Origin of the sequence: Burkholderia sp. MSMB1498, from assembly GCF_001526245.1 — a bacterium.
In the GTDB taxonomy this organism is placed as follows: Bacteria; Pseudomonadota; Gammaproteobacteria; order Burkholderiales; family Burkholderiaceae; genus Burkholderia; species Burkholderia savannae.
Map to the genome: position 1 here is coordinate 11,768 of NZ_LOYJ01000061.1, position 24,285 is coordinate 36,052.

22 protein-coding genes and 3 tRNA genes are annotated in these 24,285 nt (G+C 67.0%); 20 read left to right on the forward strand and 5 right to left on the reverse strand.

The features are described 5' to 3' along the window. Positions 1 to 2: 2 nt before the first annotated feature. Positions 3 to 245: a hypothetical protein gene (locus WS91_RS32940; RefSeq protein ID WP_081989770.1), complete on the reverse strand. Its 243-nt coding sequence runs from the start codon at positions 243 to 245 to the stop codon at positions 3 to 5. On the opposite strand from WS91_RS32940, the gene WS91_RS11625 reads away from it, so the two are divergent. Both WS91_RS11625 and WS91_RS11630 read left to right on the forward strand, forming a co-directional pair. Continuing rightward, positions 228 to 1,478, forward strand: a complete 1,251-nt coding sequence (locus tag WS91_RS11625; RefSeq protein WP_038750380.1) for an aspartate kinase — start codon at positions 228 to 230, stop codon at positions 1,476 to 1,478. The two genes, WS91_RS32940 and WS91_RS11625, sit on opposite strands and share 18 nt — an antisense overlap. A gap of 113 nt (positions 1,479 to 1,591) precedes the next feature. Further along, positions 1,592 to 1,685 (forward strand) — tRNA-Ser (locus WS91_RS11630). Positions 1,686 to 2,364: 679 nt separating this feature from the next. On the opposite strand, the gene WS91_RS35800 is transcribed toward WS91_RS11630, so the two are convergent. Next, positions 2,365 to 2,730, reverse strand: a complete 366-nt coding sequence (locus WS91_RS35800) for a hypothetical protein (RefSeq protein ID WP_156432360.1) — start codon at positions 2,728 to 2,730, stop codon at positions 2,365 to 2,367. 70 nt (positions 2,731 to 2,800) lie between these two features. On the opposite strand from WS91_RS35800, the gene WS91_RS35805 reads away from it, so the two are divergent. The 4 genes from WS91_RS35805 (at position 2,801) to WS91_RS11655 (ending at position 5,112) form a co-directional block, all read left to right on the forward strand. Continuing rightward, positions 2,801 to 3,043: a hypothetical protein gene (locus WS91_RS35805; RefSeq protein WP_152611820.1), complete on the forward strand. Its 243-nt coding sequence runs from the start codon at positions 2,801 to 2,803 to the stop codon at positions 3,041 to 3,043. Positions 3,044 to 3,124: 81 nt separating this feature from the next. Continuing rightward, positions 3,125 to 3,352: a ParD-like family protein gene (locus WS91_RS11645; RefSeq protein WP_059643188.1), complete on the forward strand. Its 228-nt coding sequence runs from the start codon at positions 3,125 to 3,127 to the stop codon at positions 3,350 to 3,352. Beyond that, positions 3,352 to 4,179, forward strand: a complete 828-nt coding sequence (gene map, locus WS91_RS11650; RefSeq protein ID WP_038753533.1) for a type I methionyl aminopeptidase — start codon at positions 3,352 to 3,354, stop codon at positions 4,177 to 4,179. Before WS91_RS11645 ends, map begins: the two co-directional genes overlap by 1 nt. Before the next feature lie 483 nt (positions 4,180 to 4,662). Next, positions 4,663 to 5,112 (forward strand): hypothetical protein, encoded by a 450-nt coding sequence (locus WS91_RS11655; protein WP_052145184.1) that lies wholly within the window; start codon positions 4,663 to 4,665, stop codon positions 5,110 to 5,112. An 84-nt stretch (positions 5,113 to 5,196) separates the two neighbouring features. Here the strand turns inward: WS91_RS11655 and WS91_RS11660 are convergent, their stop codons facing one another. Beyond that, on the reverse strand, positions 5,197 to 5,760 hold the full coding sequence (locus WS91_RS11660) for a TetR/AcrR family transcriptional regulator (protein WP_059670314.1): 564 nt from the start codon (positions 5,758 to 5,760) through the stop codon (positions 5,197 to 5,199). Between the two features lie 979 nt (positions 5,761 to 6,739). Here WS91_RS11660 and fdxA point away from each other — a divergent pair. The 6 genes from fdxA to WS91_RS11695 all read left to right on the forward strand — a co-directional run bounded on the left by fdxA (position 6,740) and on the right by WS91_RS11695 (position 12,951). Further along, positions 6,740 to 7,078: a ferredoxin FdxA gene (fdxA, locus tag WS91_RS11670; RefSeq protein WP_038753524.1), complete on the forward strand. Its 339-nt coding sequence runs from the start codon at positions 6,740 to 6,742 to the stop codon at positions 7,076 to 7,078. Between the two features lie 99 nt (positions 7,079 to 7,177). Then, entirely contained in the window at positions 7,178 to 8,170 is a 993-nt protein-coding gene (gene moaA, locus WS91_RS11675) for a GTP 3',8-cyclase MoaA (RefSeq protein ID WP_059670321.1), read from the forward strand. Positions 8,171 to 8,177: 7 nt separating this feature from the next. Continuing rightward, entirely contained in the window at positions 8,178 to 8,951 is a 774-nt protein-coding gene (locus WS91_RS11680) for a ferredoxin--NADP reductase (protein ID WP_059574483.1), read from the forward strand. 380 nt (positions 8,952 to 9,331) lie between these two features. After that, entirely contained in the window at positions 9,332 to 9,538 is a 207-nt protein-coding gene (locus WS91_RS32945) for a hypothetical protein (RefSeq protein WP_152611819.1), read from the forward strand. Positions 9,539 to 9,615: 77 nt separating this feature from the next. Further along, positions 9,616 to 11,949 (forward strand): molybdopterin oxidoreductase family protein, encoded by a 2,334-nt coding sequence (locus WS91_RS11690; RefSeq protein ID WP_442854971.1) that lies wholly within the window; start codon positions 9,616 to 9,618, stop codon positions 11,947 to 11,949. Between the two features lie 651 nt (positions 11,950 to 12,600). Then, positions 12,601 to 12,951: a hypothetical protein gene (locus tag WS91_RS11695; RefSeq protein ID WP_038753516.1), complete on the forward strand. Its 351-nt coding sequence runs from the start codon at positions 12,601 to 12,603 to the stop codon at positions 12,949 to 12,951. Between the two features lie 209 nt (positions 12,952 to 13,160). Here WS91_RS11695 and fabI read toward each other — a convergent pair whose 3' ends face one another. After that, positions 13,161 to 13,952 (reverse strand): enoyl-ACP reductase FabI, encoded by a 792-nt coding sequence (fabI, locus tag WS91_RS11700; protein WP_038753514.1) that lies wholly within the window; start codon positions 13,950 to 13,952, stop codon positions 13,161 to 13,163. A gap of 119 nt (positions 13,953 to 14,071) precedes the next feature. Between fabI and WS91_RS11705 the strand changes: the two genes are divergently transcribed. The 5 genes from WS91_RS11705 (at position 14,072) to WS91_RS11725 (ending at position 20,771) form a co-directional block, all read left to right on the forward strand. After that, positions 14,072 to 16,045, forward strand: a complete 1,974-nt coding sequence (locus WS91_RS11705) for an extracellular solute-binding protein (protein ID WP_059643155.1) — start codon at positions 14,072 to 14,074, stop codon at positions 16,043 to 16,045. Positions 16,046 to 16,157: 112 nt separating this feature from the next. Continuing rightward, positions 16,158 to 17,198, forward strand: a complete 1,041-nt coding sequence (locus WS91_RS11710) for a microcin C ABC transporter permease YejB (protein ID WP_038753509.1) — start codon at positions 16,158 to 16,160, stop codon at positions 17,196 to 17,198. Between the two features lies 1 nt (position 17,199). Further along, entirely contained in the window at positions 17,200 to 18,297 is a 1,098-nt protein-coding gene (locus WS91_RS11715; protein ID WP_059670318.1) for an ABC transporter permease, read from the forward strand. After that, positions 18,294 to 19,928, forward strand: a complete 1,635-nt coding sequence (locus WS91_RS11720) for an ABC transporter ATP-binding protein (RefSeq protein ID WP_059670319.1) — start codon at positions 18,294 to 18,296, stop codon at positions 19,926 to 19,928. The genes WS91_RS11715 and WS91_RS11720 overlap by 4 nt, the downstream gene beginning before the upstream one ends. A 135-nt stretch (positions 19,929 to 20,063) precedes the next feature. Then, a complete protein-coding gene (locus WS91_RS11725; RefSeq protein WP_059670320.1) occupies positions 20,064 to 20,771 on the forward strand; it encodes a C40 family peptidase in 708 nt (235 codons plus the stop codon). Positions 20,772 to 20,930: 159 nt separating this feature from the next. Here WS91_RS11725 and WS91_RS11730 read toward each other — a convergent pair whose 3' ends face one another. Then, complete coding sequence (locus WS91_RS11730; RefSeq protein ID WP_059670322.1) at positions 20,931 to 21,983, reverse strand: patatin-like phospholipase family protein; 1,053 nt, start codon at positions 21,981 to 21,983, stop codon at positions 20,931 to 20,933. 436 nt (positions 21,984 to 22,419) lie between these two features. Between WS91_RS11730 and gltX the strand changes: the two genes are divergently transcribed. The 3 genes from gltX (at position 22,420) to WS91_RS11745 (ending at position 24,283) form a co-directional block, all read left to right on the forward strand. After that, entirely contained in the window at positions 22,420 to 23,829 is a 1,410-nt protein-coding gene (gene gltX, locus WS91_RS11735) for a glutamate--tRNA ligase (RefSeq protein WP_059574491.1), read from the forward strand. Between the two features lie 155 nt (positions 23,830 to 23,984). Beyond that, positions 23,985 to 24,060, forward strand: a tRNA-Ala gene (locus WS91_RS11740). A 150-nt stretch (positions 24,061 to 24,210) separates the two neighbouring features. Next, positions 24,211 to 24,283: transfer RNA gene (locus WS91_RS11745), tRNA-Glu, on the forward strand. The last annotated feature ends 2 nt before the right edge of the window (positions 24,284 to 24,285 follow it).

Here is a 24,285-nt window from a genome sequence, read left to right on the forward strand (position 1 = left end):
GCTCAAGCGTTTGCTCGGCTCGATTTTCGAGCGTTTTGTGCAGGTTTTCCGCGTGACGTACCCGGTTTGCGCGGCCTGATCCGCCTTTTCCGGGCAAATCGCCACGCCCGCGTGCTGCGCCCCAGCCGTTCTCCCCGTCGTCCGTCCACAGCCACAAGCCGCGTGACCGAACGGCATCGCGGTCTGTCCAGTACGCCCGTGCGGCCCTTCTTCAGTTCTGAACGACAATGGCACTCATCGTACATAAATACGGCGGCACTTCGATGGGCTCGGTCGAGCGCATCAAGAACGTCGCGAAACGCGTCGCAAAATGGCATCAGGCCGGGCACCAGATGGTGGTCGTGCCGTCCGCGATGTCCGGCGAAACGAACCGCTTGCTCGGTCTCGCGAAAGAGATTTCGAGCCAGCCGAGCCCGCGCGAACTCGACGCGATTGCGTCGACGGGCGAACAAGTCAGCGTCGGCCTCTTGTCGATCGCGCTGCAAGAGATCGGCGTCGAAGCGGTGAGCTACGCCGGCTGGCAGGTGCCGATCAAGACCGACAGCGCGTACACGAAGGCGCGCATTCATTCGATTGACGACGAGCGCGTGCGCCGCGATCTCGACGCGGGCAAGGTCGTCATCATCACGGGTTTTCAGGGCGTCGATCCGGACGGCCACATCACGACGCTCGGCCGCGGCGGCTCGGACACGTCGGCGGTCGCGGTCGCGGCCGCGCTCGAGGCCGACGAATGCCTGATCTACACGGACGTCGACGGCGTGTACACGACCGATCCGCGCGTCGTCGAAGAGGCGCGCCGGCTCGATAGCGTGACCTTCGAGGAAATGCTGGAAATGGCGAGCCTCGGCTCGAAGGTGCTGCAGATCCGCTCTGTCGAATTCGCGGGCAAGTACCGCGTGAAGACGCGCGTGCTGTCGAGTCTCACCGATCCGCAAATTCCGCTCGACGAGGAGATGCGCTCGGGCACCCTGATCACTTTTGAAGAAGACGAGACCATGGAAAAGGCAGTCATTTCGGGCATTGCGTTCCAGCGCGACGAAGCGCGCATCGCGGTGATGGGTGTGCCCGACAAGCCGGGCATCGCGTATCAGATCCTCGGCCCGGTCGCCGATGCGAACATCGACGTCGACATGATCATCCAGAACCAGAGCGTCGAGGGGAAGACTGATTTCACGTTTACCGTCGGCCGCGGCGACTACCAGAAGGCGATGGACATCCTCACGAATCAGGTGAAGGGCCACGTGAACGCCGAGCAGGTGCTGGGCGATCCGAAGGTGTCGAAGGTGTCGGTGGTCGGCGTCGGGATGCGTTCGCACGTCGGCGTCGCGAGCACGATGTTCCGTACGCTGTCGGAAGAGGGCATCAACATCCAGATGATCTCGACGTCCGAAATCAAGATTTCGGTGCTGATCGACGAGAAATACATGGAGTTGGCGGTCCGCGCGTTGCACAAGGCATTCGAACTCGACCAGGCGTGATGAAATTTCCATGACGCACGAAAGAAAATGCGTCTTGGAAATTGACCTTGGCCCCGTAACCCTATAGAATCTTGGCTTCGTCGCGCTGCCTCCCTGGCGCGAGCGAAGGTTTGGGAGACGTGGCCGAGAGGTCGAAGGCACTCCCCTGCTAAGGGAGCATCTGGGCCAAAACCTGGATCGAGGGTTCGAATCCCTCCGTCTCCGCCAGAAATGGCGGAACAAGCCCCGCAAGTTCTCGGACTTGCGGGGCTTTTTTTTTTCCGGTGTGTTGGAAATGCCAATGCGCGGCGGCGCTTTCGTCTCGGTCGGAATCGCGTTGGTTCGTATTGCCAATCGATTGGCGGCCGGGCGCGCATGGATGCGGGCGGGTGCGGACGGCAACGCGTCGCGTCGCACACACCTTGCTTGTCGCTGACGCTCTCTCGCGTGCGGCGTCGCAATCCGCGTGCATGCTCGGTTCAGCCCGCGCATGTGGCGAGCGCGCAGCGCCGCGCGTTGTTCGGCTTCTCCCGCGGTCGATTCTGCTTCGCCGCGCTCGAACGCGATCCGGCTCTCGCCGAAGCTGTTCGGCATCCGGTTGCGCGAATGCGTATTCCTCTTCCGTTGTGCGCCGAACGACGCTTGTCGCGCGGCACCGTGAGCGGCATTTGCGCGAGCGCGCCGGCTACTTTGTCGGCTATGCCGATCATCGCGTGCATCGCTTTTCTCGGTCGATGCGGAATGCAGCATCTCGCTGCCTCGCCGCGATGCAGTCGAACTGGGCGCGGTAGCGTGCGGGACCGCCGGTTACGGCGGCGATCGCGCGCCCGTCTGAGCGCGTCGCGGCGAAACGTTTCTTCAAAGCCCAAATATCGTGAGGACTCCGTCGCGTTTGAGCTGGTTGGCATCAGCGATGCGCTGTTGCCGATGGGCCTGTGCATCGACTGCGGTGCGCGGCCGCTTGCGCGTGAACATCGACAGGTTCTGCTCGCGCGGGTTGCTCGCGCCGCCTCTCGCGACATGTCGCCTCGATCGCCATCCCGGGTGGTCGGCGGAATTGATTGAGCGAAGGCCGCGGGGCGGTTTCGTCGACGATGGGCTCGACGTCGCGATCCTTTTCGGGCAGCCGTTCGCGTCGTCGCTCGTCGCGTGCAAGCTGCCGAAGATTGGCGCGATGATCGTCGCGGCGCTCGCGGGCGTGAGGAAACACGGCCGTCTTGCGATGCCCGCCGATCGCGCCGAACGCTATTGTCCAGACGCGCAGCCCGATCACGGGGCGGGCGCTGGCATGAGCGTGCCGCGGGGGCCGGACGTCGGGTGCCGCGCATGACGGCGAGGGGCGCATGCTTGTCGTGGATGCCGGCGTTCCGTTCGGCGCACGGCCATCCGGAACCGGCATCGCGCGCGTCGAGCCAGATGGCGTACGGGAACTGATCGACAAGGGCCGTCTCGCCGAATCGGTTCCCGAATGGCGCGGCGGGGCACTTTTGCTTGATGCGCGGTATTCACGGCGCCGTCTGCCGGCGGCGGAAGGCCGCGCGTTCGTCGATGTCTGCGCCGAGATTCCCGAAGCCCATTGTGCGTGACCATGTGCGACGGCGCGCTTGATCGGCGCGCCGCATATCCGGTAATATACGATCCGTATATAAATCGTATAAATTCATGCCATGGGAATAGTCAAGATATCCGATCAGATGCATGAATCGCTGCGCCATGCGAGCGCCGCGCTAAGCCGATCGATCAATGCGCAGGCGGAGCACTGGCTGCGTATCGGGATGCTCGCCGAATTGCATCCGACGCTCAGCTACGCGGAGATTTGCCGCCTGTTGATCGAGGCGGAAATTCAGGGCGACGAAGCGACGCCGACCTCCACCGCCGCCGCGAGGACCGCATGATGGCACGTTCACGACACGTTCCGATCCGCTCGAAGGCCGAGATCGCGATGGCGCGCCGCGCCGGCATGATGGCCGCGCAGGTGCTGAGCATGATCGCGCCGCACGTGAAGGCCGGAGCGACGACGAACGAGCTCGACCGGCTGTGCCGCGATTACATCGTCGACGTCCTGCACGCGCGACCCGCGAACATCGGCTATCACGGATATCCGAAGACGATCTGCGCATCCGTGAACCATGTGGTCTGCCACGGCATTCCATCCGATCACGCATTGATGGACGGCGACATCGTCAACATCGACGTCGCGCTCGATATCGACGGCTGGTATGGCGATACGAGCCGCATGTATTTCGTCGGCGAGCCGGCCGCGGCTGCGCGCCGTCTCGTCGATGCGACCTTCGAAGCGATGATGGCGGGAATCGCGGCGGTGCGTCCGGGCGCGACGCTCGGCGACGTCGGCCATGCGATCCAGAGCGTCGCGCATCGCGAGGGCCTCAGTGTCGTGCGCGAGTACTGCGGCCACGGCATCGGTCGCATTTACCACGACGAACCGCAGGTGCTCCATTACGGGCGGCCGGGAACGGGGCTTCGCCTCGCGCCCGGCATGATCTTCACGGTCGAGCCGATGCTCAATGCGGGGCGCGCCGAAACGCGGCAACTCGCAGACGGCTGGACGGTCGTGACGCAGGATCGTTCGTGGTCCGCGCAGTGGGAGCACATGGTGGTCGTCACGGAAGGCGGCTTCGATATCCTGACGCCGTGGCCGGACGGCGAGCCGGCGTGCCCGCCGGTTGGAGCGGACACGCCGGGCGCGATCGAGCGGAGCTGAATCGACATCTCGGTCGAGCATGCGTGATCGTAGGCCGGGAACAGGCGGCGGGGCACTTCGGGCACTTCGGGCATTCGCGGCCGTAGCCGTCTGCCGCTCGGGACACCTCCGATCTGTCGCTGCCCGGCCGCCGAGCGCAGGAATCCCGTCCGCCGCGCGGCGGCATTGAGCGCGTGCGATGGCGCGAAGCTTTGCCTGCGCGATGATGCATCGCGCGAGTCGGTTGCACTGATTCGGACTCCGATGGTTCGTGTCATCGACACGCGCGCGGCGCACCGGGCCCATCCGGACTGGGTGTGCGGATTGCCGGTTTGACGGCCGGCCATGCCGAGAGAATCACGACGAGCCGATGCGTGTCCAGTTCCGGATGCCATGTGGCGGGGCGATCGCGGAGTCGCGGCCGCCGGTCGAGCATCGGTTGGTGTCGCCCGGCTTCATAGCGCGGATTCCTCCCATTTCGGACTACTCGAAGCCGGCGCGACGATGAGCGGCGTATACGAGAATCCCGCAAGCCCGAATCACGTCGGCACGCCGATGCGAGGGGACGGCTTCGCGTTGAAGCGCAGGCGCGTGCCCGACGCCCGGTTGCACTCGAAATCGGCCGCGAGGCCGATCTTCCTGTCGATGATGGGCCGCTACCGATGGAGGTTATTGTTGGCCGCGCGGCATGTCCCGCAGATAGTTGCCGGCATGAGCGGCGAGCGGCTGCACACGGTGCCCGAAGCGTACGACGAGAATGCGCCGCACGCACGGCGCGTTCCGCTGCATCGCGACGCAAGCGACGATTCGCTCGAGCGGCAAGCGCTGAACGGCGCGGACGACTTGCATATCACGCGTTCGCGAGCGACGCCGACGGACGATGCAGGTTTGCCGCCGCAACAGACAATTTCCGCACGCGCGCATCCGGCGCCGCCGTTCAGAATCGCGAACTGACGCTCGGCGCGCCCGCGCGCGAGGCGTGGGCGGCGCGCGCTTGCCGCGAGATGCGCCATGTGTTCGACGCGCGCGGCGTGCCCGTCATTTCTTCGGCGCGCCGCCGCCGAACGATCGCATCGTGTAGGCCAGCACCGAGCGAAGCACTTCGTCGCGGCGCTCGGGCGTCGCCATCGCGCGCGCGACGAGCACCGCGCCGATCGCCGCGCATCCGAGCGTCCACGCCGCTTCGTCGTCGTGCAGCACGTTCGCGATCGATGTCTGAAAGCGCTTGATCAGATCCTCGAACATCTTGCGCGTCGCGACGTCGGCGCGCGCGATCTCCGCGCCGAGCGCGGGCACGGGGCAGCCGAGTTCCGGATGATCGGCGTGCGCGGTGCTCAGATAGCCGCGCAACGCCGCGACGAGGTCGTGCTTCGAGCGGTTCTCGACCGTCGCGAGCACCTTCGACATCTCGTGCTCGACGATCGCGTGCAGGAATTCCGGCTTCGAGCGGAATTGCGAATAAAACGCGCCCGTGGTCACGCCGGCCGCCGCGGTGAGCGCGTCCATGCCGGTGTTCGCGAAGCCGCTTTGCTTCGCGAGCGCGGCGCCTGCCTCGATGAGGCGGGCCCGGCTTGCCTCCTTGTGTTTCGCTGTGTAACGCATGTCGCTTCCGTATTCGCGGCCTTGATCGAATGACTTCGATTGAAGTATAGAATAACGTCCGTTACCATAACGATCGTTATTGAAACGGGCTTCAATCGGAGCCGGCCGGACGGCCGGACGGAGCGTTTCGCGGCAGCCGAGAAAACCGTGCGCACCGTGTGCATGCGGCGCTCGCGCCGTGGAATGTGGCGTGCCTCGGCGTCGGGGCCGAAGCGGTGCGGTGCGCAAAGGTGTGTGGCGGCGAAGCGCATCGGGCCTCGACGGGCCTGCTGCCCGGAATGCGGCGCGTGTCGCTAGGGCGCGTTTTGCTCGCCATCGGCATTCCGGCGATCGGTTGGCGCGGCCGAGCCAGCCTGAGCCCGAACTCGAGCCCGAAGCGGCGTCGCACGCGTGACGTGAGGACGATGCGCGCGGCGGCGTCGCGCGGTATTGGCTCGAGTAGCGCGCGCAAGCCGCATTCGCGTTGTCCGTCGGAGGCGGGCAGGGCGATCGTCGGGGCGGAGCAATCAAGCTCGCAACGCGCGGCCGGCCATCGACGACCCGGGCTTCGGCTCGGCGCAGCGCGCCATATCCATCGAGCGGCCGATGAACCGGGGTTCCGCCTGCATGGAATGTCTCGGCTGCGCGTTGCGCGCAGCGCGATTCGTGCCGCAGCGCTTCGCATGTGAATGCGCCGTATGCGTGACGTCGCGGAGCGATCTCGCGTGCCGGCGCAATTCGCGCTCGCTGGCTTGTGCGACAACGCGCTTGCCGCGTACGTCCGTCATCTCGCGACCCGGACGTCGACGCACAGAGCGGCGGGCCGGACATCGCGTAGTCGGCTCATTCTAGAATTCCTGTTTCTTCTTGATAGGTTCCAAATTGGAACTTACTATCTGCTCGAAACGATGTCGGCGCGCGACGGAAGACCGTGAAGCCCTGCGCTCATCGTCGGCATTCAACATGCGCGGGCCCGAGTCCGCCGTCAGGGAGATACCGGATGACCTTTGTCGTGATGGAAGCGTGCATTCGCTGCAAGCACACCGATTGCGTGGACGTGTGCCCCGTCGATTGTTTTCACGAGGGGCCTAATTTTCTCGTCATCGATCCGAACGAATGCATCGACTGCGCGCTGTGCGAGCCGGAGTGCCCGATCGACGCGATACGCGCGGCCGACGACTTGCCGGACGATCAACGGCATTTCATCGCGCTCAACGCCGAGCTCGCCGAGCATCCGAACTGGCCTCGGATCACCGGCAGGAAGCCGGCGCTTTCCGATCACGCGACGTGGACCGACGTGAAAGGCAAGCTCGCCCAGTTGGACCGCAACGGCGCGTGATGCCCGTCATGCCGCATCGATTCGATCAGCGCCCGTGCCGGCGGCGTGCCGCATGCGAGCGGCGATCCCAAAGCGCGAAGCCGCGCGGTGCGAACTAACATGGGCCGCGCGCTCGCCGATCGCTTCGGCCGCGACGTCACCTACATGCGTCTGTCGGTGACGGACCGCTGCGATTTCCGCTGCGTCTATTGCATGGCGGAGGACATGCGGTTCCTGCCGCACGGCGACGTGCTGACGATCGACGAACTGGCGGCCGTCGCCGAGGCGTTCGTCTCGCTCGGCGTGCGCAAGATCCGGCTCACGGGCGGCGAGCCGCTCGTTCGCGCCGGCTTGACGACGCTCGTCGAGCGCGTGGCGAAACTGCCGGGTCTCGACGAACTCACGCTGACGACCAACGGCGCGCGCCTCGCGCGGTTCGCCGCACCGTTGAAGGCGGCCGGCCTGGATCGCATCAACGTCAGTCTCGACAGTCTGCGCGCTGAGCGCTTCGGCGCGCTGACGCGCACCGGCCGCCTGCAGGCGGTGCTGGCCGGCATCGCCGCCGCGAAGGGCGCCGGGTTCCGGCGCATCAGGCTGAACAGCGTGATCCTGCGCGGGCGCAACGACGACGAGGTGCTGGATCTGGTGCGTTTCGCCCGCGAGGAGCGGCTCGATCTGGCGTTCATCGAGGAGATGCCGCTCGGCGCGATCGACGAGCACGACCGGGCTTCGAGCTTCGTGTCGAGCGAGGCGGTGCTCGCGCAGATCCGGCTCGCCTATCCGCTATTTCCGAGCACCGAATCGACGGGCGGCCCCGCACGCTATTTCCGGATGGCGGACAGCGACATTCGCATCGGCGTGATCTCGCCGCACAGCCACAATTTTTGCGGCGACTGCAACCGGGTGCGCGTCACGGCGAGCGGCCGCATGCTGCTGTGTCTCGGCAACGAGCACGGCGTCGAACTGCGCGACGTGCTGCGCGCTCGCCCAGGCGACGGCGAGCGCTTGCGCGACGCGATCGTCGCCGCGATGCCGCTGAAGCCCGAGCGGCATCACTTCGATCTGAACGCGCCGCCGCAGGTCGTACGCTTCATGAACATGACGGGAGGATGAGGAAGAGATGTCCGCGAACGCCCATGAAACGGTGCTGTCCGTTCATCACTGGAACGACACGCTGTTCAGCTTCAAGACGACGCGCAATCCGAGCTTGCGTTTCAAGACCGGCCAGTTCGTGATGATCGGGCTCGAGATCGAAGGCAAGCCGCTGATGCGCGCCTACAGCGTCGTCAGCGCATACTACGACGATTATCTGGAGTTCTACAGCATCAAGGTGCCCGACGGCCCGCTCACGTCGCGGCTTCAGCATCTGCGGGTCGGCGACACGCTGCTCGTCGGCCGTAAGCCGACCGGCTCGCTGATCATCGACAACCTTCGGCCCGGCAGGCATCTGTACCTGCTGTCGACGGGCACGGGCCTCGCGCCCTTCATCAGCGTGATCCGCGATCCCGAATACTACGAGGCGTTCGACAAGATCGTCCTCACGCACGGCGTGCGCTGGAAGAGCGAGCTCGGCTATTTCGATCACATCACGTCCGAACTGCCCGAGAACGAGTACTTCGGCGATCTGGTGCGCGACAAGCTGATCTACTACCCGACCGTGACGCGCGAGACGTTCGAGCGTCAGGGGCGCCTGACCGAGTTGATCGACTCCGGCAAGCTGTTCGACGACATCGGCCTGCCGCCTTTCGATTCCGCCGTGGATCGCGCGATGATCTGCGGCAGCCCGAGCATGCTCGCCGATCTGGTCGAGATCCTGGCGCGGCGCGGCTTCGTCGAGGGGACGAGCCATGCGCCGGGCGATTACGTGATCGAGCGCGCCTTCGTCGAGAAATGACGGTGCGCGGCGGCGCGGCGCGCGGGTGTCGCCGTCGCGTGCGCTCGTCGTTGCGTGGGTCGTCGGTCGTCGGTCGTCGGAACGTTCACGCGTCGTCGTCGTTCGCACCGCGTCCGCGATTGTCGCGTCGCCGCCGCTGTCGCCGTGCGTGAACGGCATGCGTGCGTCGTGCGGTGCGCGGGTGCGCGCGCGACATTTCTGCGGTAGGAAAGGGCGCCGGGCAGTCCCGCTCGGGCTGATCGGCGTGTGCGGCGCTCGGGCGCCCGCGCGGCCCGACGAGCGTTTCTAGTTTCAAGCGACTGTCGCGCGTCGACGGCACTTTCGGCGTTTCGCGCGCAACGATCGCGTCTGGTGTTCGCGTGCGGTCATTCGGATTCCGAATGGAGCTGCGAGCAACACGCGCTCGTCGTCACGCCGGCCGTGACGGCAAGCGCGCCGACGCCAGCGTTCGCGAAGCCGTTTCTCTTTGTGCGCGCGGCGTTCGGTGTTCGGTGTTCGGCGTCGACGACGCACGCGCGGCGCATTTGCTCGCGTTTCGGCGATCGCCGCGTCGATGCACGCTGCGTTTGGAGCGTCTGTTCGATTGACTTCGGTCAATACGTGGAATATCGTCCGTTTCGATAACGATCGTTATTTGATATTCACCATTCCCCGATTCCGGCGAGTGCGCCGGCAGATGGAGCGTGCGATGGCAGTCGAAAAAACCGCCTGTATCCTGTGTTCGCGCAATTGCGGTCTCGTCGTCGACGTCGTGGACGGCAAGTTCGCGAAAATCCGCGGCGACGACGATCACCCGATTTCGAAAGGCTATCTGTGCCAGAAGGCCGCGCGCCTCACGTACTACCAGCATCACGACGACCGTCTGACGCATCCGCTGCGCCGCGAGCCCGACGGCAGCTTCGTGCGCGTCACGTGGGACGAGGCGCTCGACGACATCGCGCAACGTCTCGTCGCGCTGCGCGAGCGGCACGGCGGCGACGCGTTCGCGTTCGTCGGCGGCGGCGGGCAGGGCAATCATGTCGGCGGCGCGTATAGCCGGCAACTGCTCGCGGCGATGCGAAGCCGCTACGCGTACAACGCGCTCGGCCAGGAAAAGACCGGCGATTTCTGGCTCAACGGCCGCTTGTTCGGCCGTCAGGACTGCCACACGACCGAGGACATCGAGCATGCGGACTATGTGCTCGTCATCGGCGCGAATCCATATCAGGCGCACGGCATCCCGAACGCACGCGACACGCTGCGCGACTTGAAGAAGGACCCGAACCGCACGCTCGTCGTCGTCGATCCACGGCGCTCGGAGACGGCCAAGCAAGCCGATCTCCATCTGCAGGTGCGCCCCGGCACGGACGCGTATTTGATGAGCGCGATGCTCGCGATCATCCTGCGCGACGGGCTGATCGACCGCGAGTTCATCGCGCGGCGCTGCGCGGGTTTCGAGTTCGTCGAGCGCGCGCTGCGCGATGTGCCGATCGCCGAGTACGCCCGCCGCGCGGACGTGCCGCTCGAGGACGTCGAGCGCGTCGCGCGCGGGTTCGCGACCGCACGCGCCGCGTGCCTGCGCATCGATCTCGGCATCCAGCACACGCTGCACACGACGCTCAACGGCTATCTCGAGAAGCTGCTGTTTCTCTTGACCGGCAACTTCGGCAAGCGCGGCGGCAACAACCTGCATACGTTCCTGCTGCCCGTCATCGGCCACACCGACGAGCGCGTGCGCAAGAACGGCAAGCCGCTCAAGCGGACCGCGCGTCACCGGATGTTTCCGATCGCCGGCATCTATCCGCCCAACATCCTGCCCGACGAAATCGAGCACGCGGACGAGAATCGCGTGCGCGCGGTGTTCGTCGACAGCGCGAATCCGGTCGTCACGTATGCCGATTCGAACGCGTACGAGCGCGCGTTCGGCAAGCTGGAACTGCTTGTCGTGATCGACGTCGCGATGACGGAGACGGCGCGCCTCGCGCATTACGTGCTGCCCGCCGCGTCGCAGTTCGAGAAATGGGAGGCGACGGGTTTCAATCTCGAGTTCCCGGCCAACGCGTTCCATCTGCGGCATGCGCTGCTGCCGCCGCTCGGCGAATCGCTGCCGGAGCCCGAGATCTACACGCGGCTGCTCGAGAAGATGGGCGAACTGCCGGGCCGGTTTCCGCTCCTCGAGCGCGTCGCGCGGCTCGAGCCGCGCGCGTCGAAGCACCTCGTCTACATGGGCGCGCTCGGCATCGCGCTCGCGGCGAACAAGAAGTGGCAGCGTCATGCGGCGTCGATCGTCTATCGCACGCTCGGACGCGCGCTGCCGAACGACGCCGCGGGTATTGCGCCGCTGCTGCCGCTCACGATGCTGTATGCGCAGCAGCACTACGCGGCCGTGCGCCGCGCGGGCATTCGCGGCAACCGGGCGACGCTCGGCACCGCGCTCTTTCGCGCGATTCTCGAGCGGCGCTCCGGGACGGTGATGAGCATTCACGAGTTTCACGAAATGTGGCGCTTCATCCGCCATCCGGACGGCCGCGTGCATCTGCACATTCCGGAGATGATCGACGAGTTGCGCGCGCTCGGGACGGAGACGCCGCCCGGCGCCGATTACCCGTTCGTGCTGATGGCGGGCGAGCGGCGCGCGTACAACGCGAACCAGATCTATCGCGATCCGTCGTGGCGCAAGGTCGATCCCCACGGCTCGCTGCGGATTCATCCTGACGATGCGGCCGCGCTAGGTGTCGCAGACGGCGGCAAGCTCGTGTGCGCGTCGGCGACGGGCAGCATCGAGGTCGTCGCCGAGCTCGACGACAGCGTGCGGCGCGGGATGGTCACGCTGCCGCACGGCTATGGCATGCGTTACAAGGGCGGGGCGCCGATCGGGCCCGAGCTCAATCGCCTGACGTCGGGCGCGCACTGCGATCCGCTGTCGCGCACGCCTTATCACAAGTACGTGCCCGTGCATTTGCGCGTCGTCGATGCGCTGGTGCCCGCAACGCCGACCGTCGAGGCCGTGCCGGCTTGACGACGCGCGCGCCGCCGGGCGTGCGGCGGCGCGGGCGGGCTCTCCAGCCGGCGCGCGGCGAGCGCGCATCCGCCGCGCGTCGGGAAGGCCGCTCGCGCAGCATGCAGGGCGACGGGCGGGCGCAACGGATGCGTGCGCGCCTAACGTCCGCTACGCCGCACCCGCCGCACCCGCCGCCCCGCCGCCCCGCCGCACCCGCCGCACCCGCCGCACCCGCCGCACCCGCCGCACCCGCCGCACCGACCCGCCGCACCGCATCGGCCGAGATTCGATGACATTCGGCGGCATTCGGCCGCTTTCGCGTCGGGCTTCCCCGCTTTCCCGCTCGATTGGCCGCCTCGTTCGCGCATGCGAGCCCGGCGGGCGGAAAACCTCTCTTCGATTCGCCGGCGCGGCGCGCTGACAGGCGGGCGGCGACGCCGGCCGATTCTCGAACCTTTTCCCCGTCTTTTACGACGCGGCGGATGCGCGTTTCGCCGCCGCTTCGCCGCGTCGCGAGCGGCGGGCCGGCCGCATCGGGCCGAATGTAACGAAACGTTAGCGATCCGATCGCGATGCGATGCCGCGCATCAGTTCTTACAAAGTTGAAATATGCGGCGCAGATGGTTCCCGCTATAGTCGAAACCAACGAATCAACCAGAAGGGGAGTCCATGAAAACCTTGCGTGCTGCCTCGCTCGCGGCCGGTCTCGCCGCGTTGCTCGCATCCGGCGCCGCGTTGGCAGGCGTCAGCGTCGGCATCAACGTCGGTGTGCCCGCGCCCGTCTACGTCGCTCCGGCGCCGGTCTACGCGCCGCCGCCGCCGCCCGTCGTGTATCAGCCGGCTCCCGTCTACGCACCGGCCCCCGTGTATGCGCCCGTGCCGTCGATCGTGATCGGCTGGCACGGCGACCGTTACTGGGACGGCCGCCGCTACTGGGGCCGCGACGAATGGTATCGCCATCACCGCGATTGGGACCGCGGCCACCGGGACAACGGCCGCCACAACGGCTGGCGTCACTGATGCCGGCGTTCGGCCGTGCGCCGGCCGGCATACGGCGCGTCGAGCGACGCATGCCGCCGCCGGCCCCATGAAAAAACCGCCCGAGGAACGGGCGGTTCGAACATCCGACGAACCCCGCGCTTTCGCGAGCGCGGGGTTCGTCCTTTTCGCGCCGGGCGCCGCCGTGCGCCGAAGCGCCGCGGCTCGGGCCGCCCGCCGCCGCGCCGCGCTTACTCTTCGAGGCCGGCCATCCCGCCCACCACCGCGTTGAAGCCCGAGTCGACGTGCATCACCTCGGCCGTGACCCCGCTCGCGAGGTCCGACAGCAGGAACGCGCCCGCGTTGCCGACCTGCTCGATCGTCACGTTGCGCTTGAGCGGCGAGTTGCTCTCGACGAAGTCGAGAATCTTGCCGAAGCTCTTGATGCCGCTTGCCGCGAGCGTCTTGATCGGGCCCGCCGAGATCGCGTTCACGCGCACGCCCTTCGCGCCGAGCGACACCGCGAGATAGCGGACGCTCGCCTCGAGCGCCGCCTTCGCGAGGCCCATCGTGTTGTAGTTCGGAATCGCCCGTTCCGCGCCGAGATAGGAGAGCGTGAGGAGCGAAGCGTCGCTCGACAGCATCGGCAGCGCGGCCTTCGCGAGCGCCGGGAAGCTGTACGCGGAGATGTCGTGCGCGATGCGGAAGTTCTCGCGCGTGAGGCCGTCGAGGAAATCGCCCGCGATCGCCTCGCGCGGCGCGAAGCCGATCGAGTGGACGAGGCCGTCTAGCGTGTCCCAGTGAGCCTTGAGCGACGTGAAGAGGGCGTCGATCTGCGCGTCGTCGGCGACGTCGCACGGGAACACGAGCTCGCTGCCGAACTCGGCCGCGAACTCGGTGATGCGATCCTTGAAGCGATCGCCGACGTAGGTGAACGCCAGCTCGGCACCTTCGCGCTTGCACGCCTTGGCGATGCCGTAAGCGATCGAGCGGTTCGACAAGAGGCCCGTCAGCAGAATACGTTTACCGTCGAGAAAGCCCATGAATTCTCCTATGTGTGGCGCCCGCGCCCGCGCATCGGCGGGCGCCGGTTGGCTGTAATCGGTTGCGAGTGGGTAGAATTCTCTCACATCGCCATCCTCGAACGACTGCCAAGGCTTCTATGACGATCGGTTCGCCCCGGGCCAGCCGGCCGCGACCGCCGCGACGCGCGGCGACACCCAAACAGGCCGCGCGACCGGCCGCGCCGCAACGGGCGGCCGATCGGCGCGCCGCGCTCGGGCGCTTCGTGCGCTTCGTGCATTTCGTGCGCCGGACGGCCGCGGGCGTCGCGCTCGCGCTCGCCGCGATGCCGGCCGCCCACGCGGCTTACGCGATCGCCCAGTACGGCGAGCCGAAGTATCCGCCCGGCTTCAAGCATTTCGACTACGTGAACCCGGACGCGCCGAAGGGCGGCACGCTCGTGCTCGCGAATCCGAACCGGCTCACGACATTCGACAAGTTCAATCCGTTCACGATGCGCGGCAACCCGGCGCCCGGCCTCGACCTGCTGTTCGAGAGCCTGACGACGGGCAGCGCCGACGAGCCCGCGTCCGCGTACGGCCTCCTCGCGGACGACATCGCGGTGGCGCCGGACGGGCTGTCGGTCACCTTCCATCTGAATCCGCGCGCGCGCTTCTCGAACGGCGATCCCGTCACCGCGGCGGACGTCAAGCATTCGTTCGACGCGCTGAAGAGCCCGCAGGCGGCGCCGCAATACCCGGCGTACTACGCGGACATCACGCGCGCGGTGATCGTCGATCCGGCGACCGTTCGCTTCGAGTTTCGCCGGAAAAACCGCGAGCTGCCGCTGATCGCGGGCGGCATTCCGGTGTTCTCGCGCAAATGGGGCCTGCGGCCGGACGGCTCGCGCATGCCGTTCGACCAGCTCGCGTTCGAGCAGCCGATCGGCAGCGGCCCGTACCTGATCGAGCGCTACGACACCGGCCGCACGATCGCGTACCGGCGCAATCCCGCGTATTGGGGCGCCGCGCTCCCCGTGCGGATCGGCACGAACAATTTCGAGCGCATCGTCTACAAGCTGTACGGCGACGGCGTCGCGCGGCTCGAGGCGTTCAAGGCGGGCGAGTACGACGTGCTCATCGAGTACATCGCGCGAAACTGGGTGCGGCGCGACGTCGGCAAGCGCTTCGACAGCGGCGAGCTCGTGAAGCGCGAGTTTCGCCAGCACAACGGCGCGGGCATGCAGGGCTTCTTCATGAACCTGCGGCGGCCGCTGTTCCAGGATGTGCGCGTGCGCCGCGCGCTCGATCTCGCGTTCGACTTCGAATGGCTGAACCGGCAGCTGTTCTACAGCGCCTACACGCGCCTGAACAGCTACTTCGCCGATACCGACCTGCAGGCGACGGGCGTGCCGAGCGCGGGCGAGCTCGCGCTGCTGAACCCGCTGCGCGCGCAGCTCGACCCGGCGGTGTTCGGGCCGATGACCGTGCAGCCCGTCACCGATCCGCCCGCATCGCTGCGCGCGAACCTGCTGACGGCGCGCGCGCTGCTTGCGCAAGCCGGCTGGACCTACCGCGACGGCGCGTTGCGCAACGCGAAGGGCGAGCCGTTCGTATTCGAGATCCTCGACGATTCGGGCTCGGCGTTCGAGGGAGTGGTTACCGCGTACATCCGCAATCTCGCGAAGCTCGGGATCGTCGCGAAGTATCGGACGGCCGATTACGCGCTGCTGCAAAAGCGCCTCGACGCGTTCGACTACGACGTGACGACGGTCCGCTACCCCGGCGTCCAGGTGCCGGGCGCCGAGCAGGTCGCGCGCTTCGCGAGCCGCTACGCGGACGAGCAGGGCTCGGACAACCTGACCGGGCTCAAGTCGCCTGCGGTCGACGCGATCCTGAAGGCGCTCACGCAGGCCGAGACGCGGCAGGAACTGCTCGATGCGACGCACGCGCTCGACCGCGTGCTGATGCACGGCTACTATGCGGTGCCGCAGTGGTACAGCGCGACGCACCGGATCGCGTTCAAGCGCACGCTCGCCTATCCGTCGACGCTGCCGCTGTACTATTCGGCGGAAGGCTGGGTCGCGTCGACGTGGTGGGCGAGCCCTGGCCACGGCGCGTCCGCCGAGCCGTGACGGCGGCCCGCACGGCGCGCGCCGTGCGGGCCCGGCGTACGCCGCGCGGCGCGCTTGCCGCGCCCGCCGATTGACGAAACCGTTCGAACACGCCTGAGTGCCGAGTGCGCCTATGTGGAGCTACATCCTCAAACGTCTGCTGCTGATGATCCCGACGCTCGTCGGCGTCCTGACCATCACGTTCGCCGTGATCCAGTTCGTGCCGGGCGGCCCGGTCGAGCAGGCGGTGCAGGAACTGCGCAAGGGCGCCGAGCGGGGCAGCGCGCCGTTCGGGATGCGCTCGTACACGGGCGTCGACGCGCAGCAGCTCGCGCAGCTGAAAGCGCTGTACGGCTTCGACAAGCCGCCGCTCGAGCGCTACTGGCTGATGCTCGAGCGCTTCGCGCGCTTCGATCTCGGCGACAGCTATTTCCATCATCAGAGCGTCTGGTCGCTCGTCGTGTCGAAGCTGCCCGTGTCGATCAGCATCGGCGTGTGGACTTTCCTGCTCACCTACCTGATATCGGTGCCGCTCGGCATCGCGAAGGCGGTGAGGAACGGCTCGCCGTTCGATCTCGCGACGAGCCTCGTCGTTCTCGTCGGCTACGCGATTCCCGGCTTCGTGCTCGGCGTGCTCTTGCTCGTGCTGTTCGGCGGCGGCTCGTTCTGGCAGATCTTCCCGCTGCGCGGCCTCACGTCCGACAACTTCGCGCAGCTCTCCGTCGCCGGCAAGATCGCCGATTACCTGTGGCACATCGCGCTGCCGATCGTCGCGTCGGTCGTCGGCAGCTTCGCGGTGATCACGATGCTCACGAAGAACGCGTTCCTCGACGAGATCCGCAAGCAGTACGTGCTGACCGCGCGCGCGAAGGGGCTCTCGGAGCGCAGCGTGCTGTGGAAGCACGTGTTCCGCAATGCGCTCCTGCCGCTCGTCGTCGGCTTTCCGGCCGCGTTCATCGGCGCGTTCTTCACCGGCAGCCTGCTGATCGAGACGCTGTTCTCGCTCGACGGGCTCGGCCTGCTGTCGTACGAATCGGTGATCCGGCGCGACTATCCGGTCGTGCTCGGCACGCTCTACATCTTCACGTTGATCGGGCTCGCGACGAAGCTCGTGTCCGATCTCTGCTACGTGTGGGTCGACCCGCGCGTTCAATTCGAGCAACTGGAGCGCTGATTTGAGCCGACTCGGCGTCTCTTCCCGGATCGACGCCGCGCGCGCGCGGGTGTCGCCGTCGCCCGCGCGGCGCGTGTGGCTGCGCTTCAAGGAGCAGCGCCTCGGCTACTGGAGCCTCGTGATCTTCGTGATCGCGTTCGCGGCGAGCCTCGCCGCGCCGCTGTGGTCGAACGACAAGCCGATCGTCGTGCGCTACGACGGCCACTTTTACTTCCCGCTCTTCAAGAGCTATCCGGAAACGACCTTCGGCGGCGATTTCCCGACGCCCGCCGACTATCTCGATCCTTACGTGCGCGGCAAGCTCGGCGCGCCCGGCAACTTCGCGCTGTATCCGCCGAACCGCTACTACTACGACACGCTCAACTACTTCTCGAAGCGGCCGAATCCGGCGCCGCCTTCGCGCGGGAACTGGCTCGGCACCGACGCGCAGGGGCGCGATTTGCTCGCGCGGCTCGTCTACGGGTTTCGCGTGTCGGTCGAGTTCGCGCTCGTCCTGACGTTCATCGGCACGCTGCTCGGCATTGCGGCGGGCGCGGTGCAGGGCTTCTTCGGCGGACGCATCGACATCGTCGGCCAGCGGCTCATCGAAATCTGGAGCTCGATGCCGGAGCTCTATCTGCTGATCATCTTCGCTTCCATATTCGAGCCGAGCTTCATCCTGCTGATCGTGCTGCTGTCGCTGTTCGGCTGGATTGGGCTGTCCGACTACGTGCGCGCCGAATTCCTGCGCAACCGCACGCAGGACTACGTGCGCGCCGCGCGCGCGATGGGGCTCACGAACTGGCAGATCATCTGGCGGCACGTGCTGCCGAACAGCCTCACGCCCGTCATCACGTTCCTGCCGTTCCGGATGAGCGGCGCGATCCTCGCGCTCACGAGCCTCGATTTTCTCGGGCTCGGCGTGCCGCCGCCGACGCCGAGCCTGGGCGAGCTGCTCGCGCAGGGCAAGGCGAACCTCGACGCATGGTGGATCTCGCTCGCGACGTTCTGCGTGCTCGTCGCGACGCTCCTGCTGCTGACCTTCATGGGCGACGCGCTGCGCAACGCGCTCGATACGCGCGTCGCGGACACGACGCGCGCGGCGGGAGGCGTCCGATGAGCGCCGTGCGCAATGCGGACGACGGCGCGGCGGCGCCGCCGCGCGAGCCGCTGCTGTCGCTCGAGCGGCTGCGCGTGCGCTTCGGCGACACGCTCGCCGTCGACGACGTGTCGCTCGCGATCGGCCGCGGCGAGCGCGTCGCGCTCGTCGGCGAGTCGGGCTCCGGCAAGAGCGTGACCGCGCTGTCGGTGCTGCGCCTGTTGCGCGACGCCGACGTGAGCGGCACGATCCGCTTCGCGGGCGAGAATCTCGCCGACAAGAGCGAGCGCGCGATGCGCGGGCTGCGCGGCGCGGATATCGCGATGATCTTCCAGGAGCCGATGACGGCGCTCAATCCGCTCTTCACGGTGGGCGAGCAGATCGGCGAGACGATCGAGCTGCACGACGGCGTGTCGAAGCGCGACGCGCGCGAGCGTGCGATCACGCTGCTCGCGCGCACCGGGATCGACAAGCCGCGCGAGCGCGTCGACAGCTATGCGCACCAGTTGTCGGGCGGCCAGCGGCAGCGCGCGATGATCGCGATGGCGCTCGCGTGCCGGCCGCGCCTGCTGCTCGCCGACGAGCCGACGACCGCGCTCGACGTGACGATTCGCGCGCAGATCGTCGAGCTCCTGCTCGAGCTGCAGCGCGACGCGGCGGCCGAGCGCGGGATGGCGGTGCTTCTCATCACGCACGATCTGAACCTCGTGCGGCGCTTCGCCGAGCGCGTCGCGGTGATGGAGAAGGGCAAGCTCGTCGAATGCGGGCCGGTCGAGCGGATCTTCGACGCGCCCGAGCATCCGTACACGCAGCGCCTCCTGCACAGCCGGCCGCAGCGCGCGGTGTCGCCGGTGCTGCCGATCGCGCCCGTCGTGCTCGACGCGCGCGGCGTCACCGTGCAGTTCAAGCAGCAGCTGCCGGGTTTCGAGGGCTGGTTCCGCTCGGGGCGCTTCACCGCTGTGTCGGACGCGAGCGTGTCGGTGCGGCAGGGCGAGACGCTCGGGATCGTCGGCGAGTCGGGCTCCGGCAAGTCGACGCTCGCGATGGCGCTTCTCGGGCTGCAGAAGGTCGCGCGCGGCGACATCGAATTCGAGGGCCGCGCGCTCGCGAGCTTTCACGGCCGCGAGCGGACCGCGCTGCGCGCGAACATGCAAGTGGTATTTCAGGACCCCTTCAGTTCGCTTTCGCCGCGGCAGACGATCGAGCGGATCGTGTCCGAAGGGCTCGAGCTGCATCGCCCGCAGCTCGCGGCCGGCGCGCGCCGCGACAAGGTGATCGCCGTGCTGCGCGAAGTCGGCCTCGACCGCACCGTGCTGCATCGCTATCCGCACGAATTCTCGGGCGGCCAGCGCCAGCGGATCGCGATCGCGCGCGCGCTCGTGCTGGAGCCGCGCGTGCTTGTGCTCGACGAGCCGACGAGCGCGCTCGACGTGTCGATCCAGCAACAAGTGTTGAAGCTGCTGTCGAATCTGCAACGCAAATACAACCTCGGCTACGTGTTCATCAGCCACGATCTGGAAGTGATCGGCGCGATGGCGCACCGGGTCGCGGTGATGCAGGGCGGGGCGATCGTCGAGACGGGCGATGTCGAGCGGATCTTCACCGATCCGGTGCATCCTTACACGCAAAAATTGCTGAAAGCCGTTCGTTAAGTCTGATGAATCCGAATGGTGCAAGAAGTTTGATTGAAATTCTCAATTCCTTTTGACAAACAAATACTTCGTGGCTAGTATCGACCGAAATTTTTCCGCTAATCAGCTGAGTTTCCAGCGCAAATCCATCGACCAATGCAGCACCGATATCTGACCCAGGCTTGCACGCGCGTCGTCGCCGGGATGTTCGCCGGCGTCCTGATCGCTGCAGCTCCCGGCGCGTTCGCCGACGAAGTCAGCAGTTCCAGTCAGAATGCCGTCGGTTCGGCTCAAGCCGAATCGGCCTCCTCCTCCCAGAATCTCCAGCAGGTCAGTGCCGCGACGCCCGCGAAGAGCCAGGGCGGCGCGAAGTCATTCCTGTCGGGCATGGCCGGCAAGGCGGGCGACGTCGTCGTCGGCGCGCTGAACATGATCGGCGTGCGCTATCGCTGGGGCGGCAACACGCCGGATTCGGGCCTCGACTGCAGCGGCTTCGTGCGCTACGTGTTCCAGGACACGCTCGGCATGTCGCTGCCGCGCCGCGCGGAAGAGATGAGCCGTGTCGGCGAGAAGGTCCGGATGAGCGAGCTGAAGCCGGGCGACCTCGTGTTCTTCAACACGATGCGCCGCACGTTCTCGCACGTCGGCATCTACATCGGCGACAACAAGTTCGTGCATTCGCCGTCGACGGGCAGCACGATCCGCGTCGACGATCTCGATAGCGGCTACTGGGAAAAGCGTTTCACCGGCGCGCGCCGGATCGAGACGCAGTTCTCGGCGAAGCCCGACGATCTGCGCCAGCGCGTGAAGGCGACGATCGGCGACGGCAACGTCAGCGCGACGAGCGCGAACGGCAGCAACTGAGTCGCGCACCGCTCGCGCCGGCCGATTGCCGGGCGCGTCGAAGCCCCGCTCTCCGATGGAAGCGGGGCTTTTGCTTTTGAGCGGCGGTTTCGAGGCGATGCGAGGCGATGCGGCGCGTGCGCGGCGCGCCGGGGCGGCCGCGCAACGACGCGGGCGGGCTCAGGCGGCGGCCGCCGTCGAGCGCGCGGCCGCGAGCTTGCGCTGCAGCTCCGGCATGATTCGCACGACCGCTTCCTCGCCTGCGAGGATCGCCGCGTTGCGCTGGTTGAAGTCGCTGCCGCCCATCGCGGCGAGGTTCGGGCGGATCACGACGTCGGCGTACTTGTCGAGCTCGTAGGTCTTGATCGTCTGACCCATGATCGTGAACGTCTGCAGCAGCATTTCGATCGGATTGCCGGTCGTCGCGCCGTCCGGGCGCGCGGAGATGTCGACCGCGATCACGAAGTCCGCGCCCATCCTGCGCGTGAACGACGCGGGCACGGGGCTCACGAGCCCGCCGTCGACGTATTCGCGATCGCCGATCCGCACCGGCTCGAACACCGACGGCACGCTGCACGAAGCGCGCACCGCGAGCCCCGTGTTGCCGCGCTGGAACAGGATCGGCTGGCCGCTCTTCAGATCGGTCGCGACGATGCCGAGCGGTTTCGTCATCTTCTCGATCGGCCGGTTGCCGAGCGTCTTGTTGATGAAGTTCTGCAGCGCGACGCCTTGCAGCAGGCCGCGCGAGCGGAACGGCGTCGCCCAGTCGCTGATCGACGCCTCGTCCATCGCGAGCGCGAGCTTGTTGATCTGCAGCGCGTTCATTCCCGATGCGTACAGCGCGCCGACGACCGAGCCCGCGCTCGTGCCGGCGACGAGCTCGATCGGGATGCCGCGCGCCTCGAGCGCCTTCAGCACGCCGACGTGCGCGAAACCGCGCGCGGCGCCGCCGCCGAGCGCGATGCCGATCCGGACCGGCTTTTCGCGCGGCTGCGGCGGGTTCGCAGGCAGCGTGACGGCGCCCGACGTCGTCGGCTTCGTGCCGGTCGACGTGCAGGCGGCGAGGATGGCCGACGCGCAGGCGAGCGTGAACGTGCGGCGGGACAAACGGGGGGACGACATCGGCTCGATCTCCAACTGCGGACCGTGCGCGGCCGCGATGGGCGCGCCGCGCACGGCGACATTCCGGCGGCCGCGCCGAAAATTGCGCGCTGCCATGCGCGGCGCCGGCATGGCGGCCGCGGCGCGCACATCATAAAGCAACTGGCGGCGCGCGCGCGAAAGCTTCGGCCGGGCGGCGAGGCGGCCGTTGGCCGAATGGCCAGGGGGCGAGGCCGGCCGGCGTTTGAGAAGATATCCGGGCGCGAGATTCGTTCGCCGCTGCCGGGGCGCCGGAATGCGAAGGCTGCGGGGCTCGAGGCGGACCGGTCGCGTGCGGCGCTGCGCCGCGCCGCTTGAAGGGGCGTGTGGGCGCGTAAGTTGGGCGATGACGCGCGGCCCCGCCGCAAGCCGCGCGAGCCGGGCGTCGCGCGACGAGGAAGCGCCGCGCGGCGAGTATAATTCGTGCTCTTTGCGTTCCGGTCGCGCATGCACCCCGGCATTGCCGTGCGGCGTGCGCCGCCGCGTCGTTTCAATTGATGCGCCGTTTGAGGCGTTCGAGCTATCGTTTATGACCCGTCCTGTCCGCACCCGTTTCGCGCCGAGCCCCACGGGCTTCATCCACCTGGGCAACATCCGATCCGCGCTCTATCCGTGGGCCTTCGCCCGCAAGATGAAGGGCACGTTCGTGCTGCGGATCGAGGATACCGACGTCGAGCGCTCGACCGAGGCGTCCGTCGACGCGATCCTCGAAGGAATGGCATGGCTCGGCCTCGATTACGACGAAGGCCCGTTCTACCAGATGCAGCGGATGGACCGCTACCGCGAAGTGCTCGAGCAGATGCGGGAGCAGGGCCTCGTCTATCCGTGCTACATGTCGACGGAAGAGCTCGACGCGCTGCGCGAGCGCCAGCGCGCGGCGGGCGACAAGCCGCGCTACGACGGCACGTGGCGCCCCGAGCCGGGCAAGGTGCTGCCGGAGCCGCCCGCCGGCGTGAAGCCCGTGCTGCGCTTCCGCAATCCGTTGACGGGCGCGGTCGAGTGGGATGATGCGGTGAAGGGCCGGGTCGAGATCTCGAACGAGGAGCTCGACGACCTCGTCATCGCGCGTCCCGACGGCACGCCGACGTACAACTTCTGCGTCGTCGTCGACGATCTCGACATGGGCATCACGCACGTGATCCGCGGCGACGACCACGTGAACAACACGCCGCGTCAGATCAACATCCTGCGCGCGCTGGGCGGCGAGGTGCCGGTGTACGCGCACCTGCCGACCGTGCTGAACGAGCAGGGCGAGAAGATGAGCAAGCGCCACGGCGCGATGAGCGTGATGGGCTATCGCGACGCCGGCTATTTGCCGGAAGCGGTGCTCAACTATCTCGCGCGCCTCGGCTGGTCGCACGGCGACGCGGAGATCTTCTCGCGCGAGCAGTTCGTCGATTGGTTCGATCTCGAGCATCTCGGCAAGTCGCCCGCGCAGTACGACCACAACAAGCTGAACTGGCTGAACAACCACTACATCAAGGAAGCGGACGACGCGCGTCTTGCCGAGCTCGCCAAGCCGTTCTTCGCGGCGCTCGGCGTCGACGCCGACGCGATCGCGAAGGGCCCTGGCCTGGCGGGCGTGATCGGGCTCATGAAGGATCGTGCGTCGACGGTGAAGGAGATTGCGGAGAACTCGGCGATGTTCTATCGCGCGCCCGCGCCCGATGCCGACGCGCTCGCGCAGCACGTCACCGAGGCGGTGCGCCCGGCGCTCGCCGATTTCGCGGCGGCGCTGAAGGCGGCCGACTGGACGAAGGAGGCGATCGCGGCCGCACTGAAGGCGACGCTCGGCGCGCACAAGCTGAAGATGCCGCAGCTCGCGATGCCGGTGCGCCTGGTCGTCGCGGGCACGACGCACACGCCGTCGATCGACGCAGTGCTGCTGCTGTTCGGTCGCGACGTCGTCGTGTCGCGTCTCGAAGCGGCGCTCGCATAGCGCGCGCAAGCCGAGGCCGCGTGGTTCGAATGGTTCGATGTCCCGAGTGCGCGGCTTCGCAAAGAATTTTGCTCGAATCGCAAATGGGGTATTTACAAACCTCAAAACCGTCTCTACAATCTCGCTTCTCTGTTGTTCAGCAGTCAACGAGACACGGGGGTATAGCTCAGCTGGGAGAGCGCTTGCATGGCATGCAAGAGGTCAGCGGTTCGATCCCGCTTACCTCCACCAGTTGAACGCAGAGTGAGCGAGGTTTGCGAAGCATTGAGTGACAGAAAAAATGCTTCACAAACGGAATGAAAGAAGTTAGAATTTCGTTCTTTGCTGTTGGTGAAAATCGACGGCAAGAACAAAGCAGTAAGACAGATCTGAAAAGATTTTGTCCCCTTCGTCTAGAGGCCTAGGACATCACCCTTTCACGGTGAGTACAGGGGTTCGAATCCCCTAGGGGACGCC

Coding starts and splice junctions, on each gene's coding strand:
- WS91_RS11625 (WP_038750380.1), top strand. CDS start 228: ATGGCACTCATCGTACATAAATACGGCGGCACTTCGATGGGCTCGGTC.
- WS91_RS32940 (WP_081989770.1), bottom strand. CDS start 245: ATGTACGATGAGTGCCATTGTCGTTCAGAACTGAAGAAGGGCCGCACG.
- WS91_RS35805 (WP_152611820.1), top strand. CDS start 2,801: ATGCTTGTCGTGGATGCCGGCGTTCCGTTCGGCGCACGGCCATCCGGA.
- WS91_RS11645 (WP_059643188.1), top strand. CDS start 3,125: ATGGGAATAGTCAAGATATCCGATCAGATGCATGAATCGCTGCGCCAT.
- map (WP_038753533.1), top strand. CDS start 3,352: ATGGCACGTTCACGACACGTTCCGATCCGCTCGAAGGCCGAGATCGCG.
- WS91_RS11655 (WP_052145184.1), top strand. CDS start 4,663: ATGAGCGGCGTATACGAGAATCCCGCAAGCCCGAATCACGTCGGCACG.
- WS91_RS11660 (WP_059670314.1), bottom strand. CDS start 5,760: ATGCGTTACACAGCGAAACACAAGGAGGCAAGCCGGGCCCGCCTCATC.
- fdxA (WP_038753524.1), top strand. CDS start 6,740: ATGACCTTTGTCGTGATGGAAGCGTGCATTCGCTGCAAGCACACCGAT.
- moaA (WP_059670321.1), top strand. CDS start 7,178: ATGGGCCGCGCGCTCGCCGATCGCTTCGGCCGCGACGTCACCTACATG.
- WS91_RS11680 (WP_059574483.1), top strand. CDS start 8,178: ATGTCCGCGAACGCCCATGAAACGGTGCTGTCCGTTCATCACTGGAAC.
- WS91_RS32945 (WP_152611819.1), top strand. CDS start 9,332: ATGGAGCTGCGAGCAACACGCGCTCGTCGTCACGCCGGCCGTGACGGC.
- WS91_RS11695 (WP_038753516.1), top strand. CDS start 12,601: ATGAAAACCTTGCGTGCTGCCTCGCTCGCGGCCGGTCTCGCCGCGTTG.
- fabI (WP_038753514.1), bottom strand. CDS start 13,952: ATGGGCTTTCTCGACGGTAAACGTATTCTGCTGACGGGCCTCTTGTCG.
- WS91_RS11705 (WP_059643155.1), top strand. CDS start 14,072: ATGACGATCGGTTCGCCCCGGGCCAGCCGGCCGCGACCGCCGCGACGC.
- WS91_RS11710 (WP_038753509.1), top strand. CDS start 16,158: ATGTGGAGCTACATCCTCAAACGTCTGCTGCTGATGATCCCGACGCTC.
- WS91_RS11720 (WP_059670319.1), top strand. CDS start 18,294: ATGAGCGCCGTGCGCAATGCGGACGACGGCGCGGCGGCGCCGCCGCGC.
- WS91_RS11725 (WP_059670320.1), top strand. CDS start 20,064: ATGCAGCACCGATATCTGACCCAGGCTTGCACGCGCGTCGTCGCCGGG.
- WS91_RS11730 (WP_059670322.1), bottom strand. CDS start 21,983: ATGCCGGCGCCGCGCATGGCAGCGCGCAATTTTCGGCGCGGCCGCCGG.
- gltX (WP_059574491.1), top strand. CDS start 22,420: ATGACCCGTCCTGTCCGCACCCGTTTCGCGCCGAGCCCCACGGGCTTC.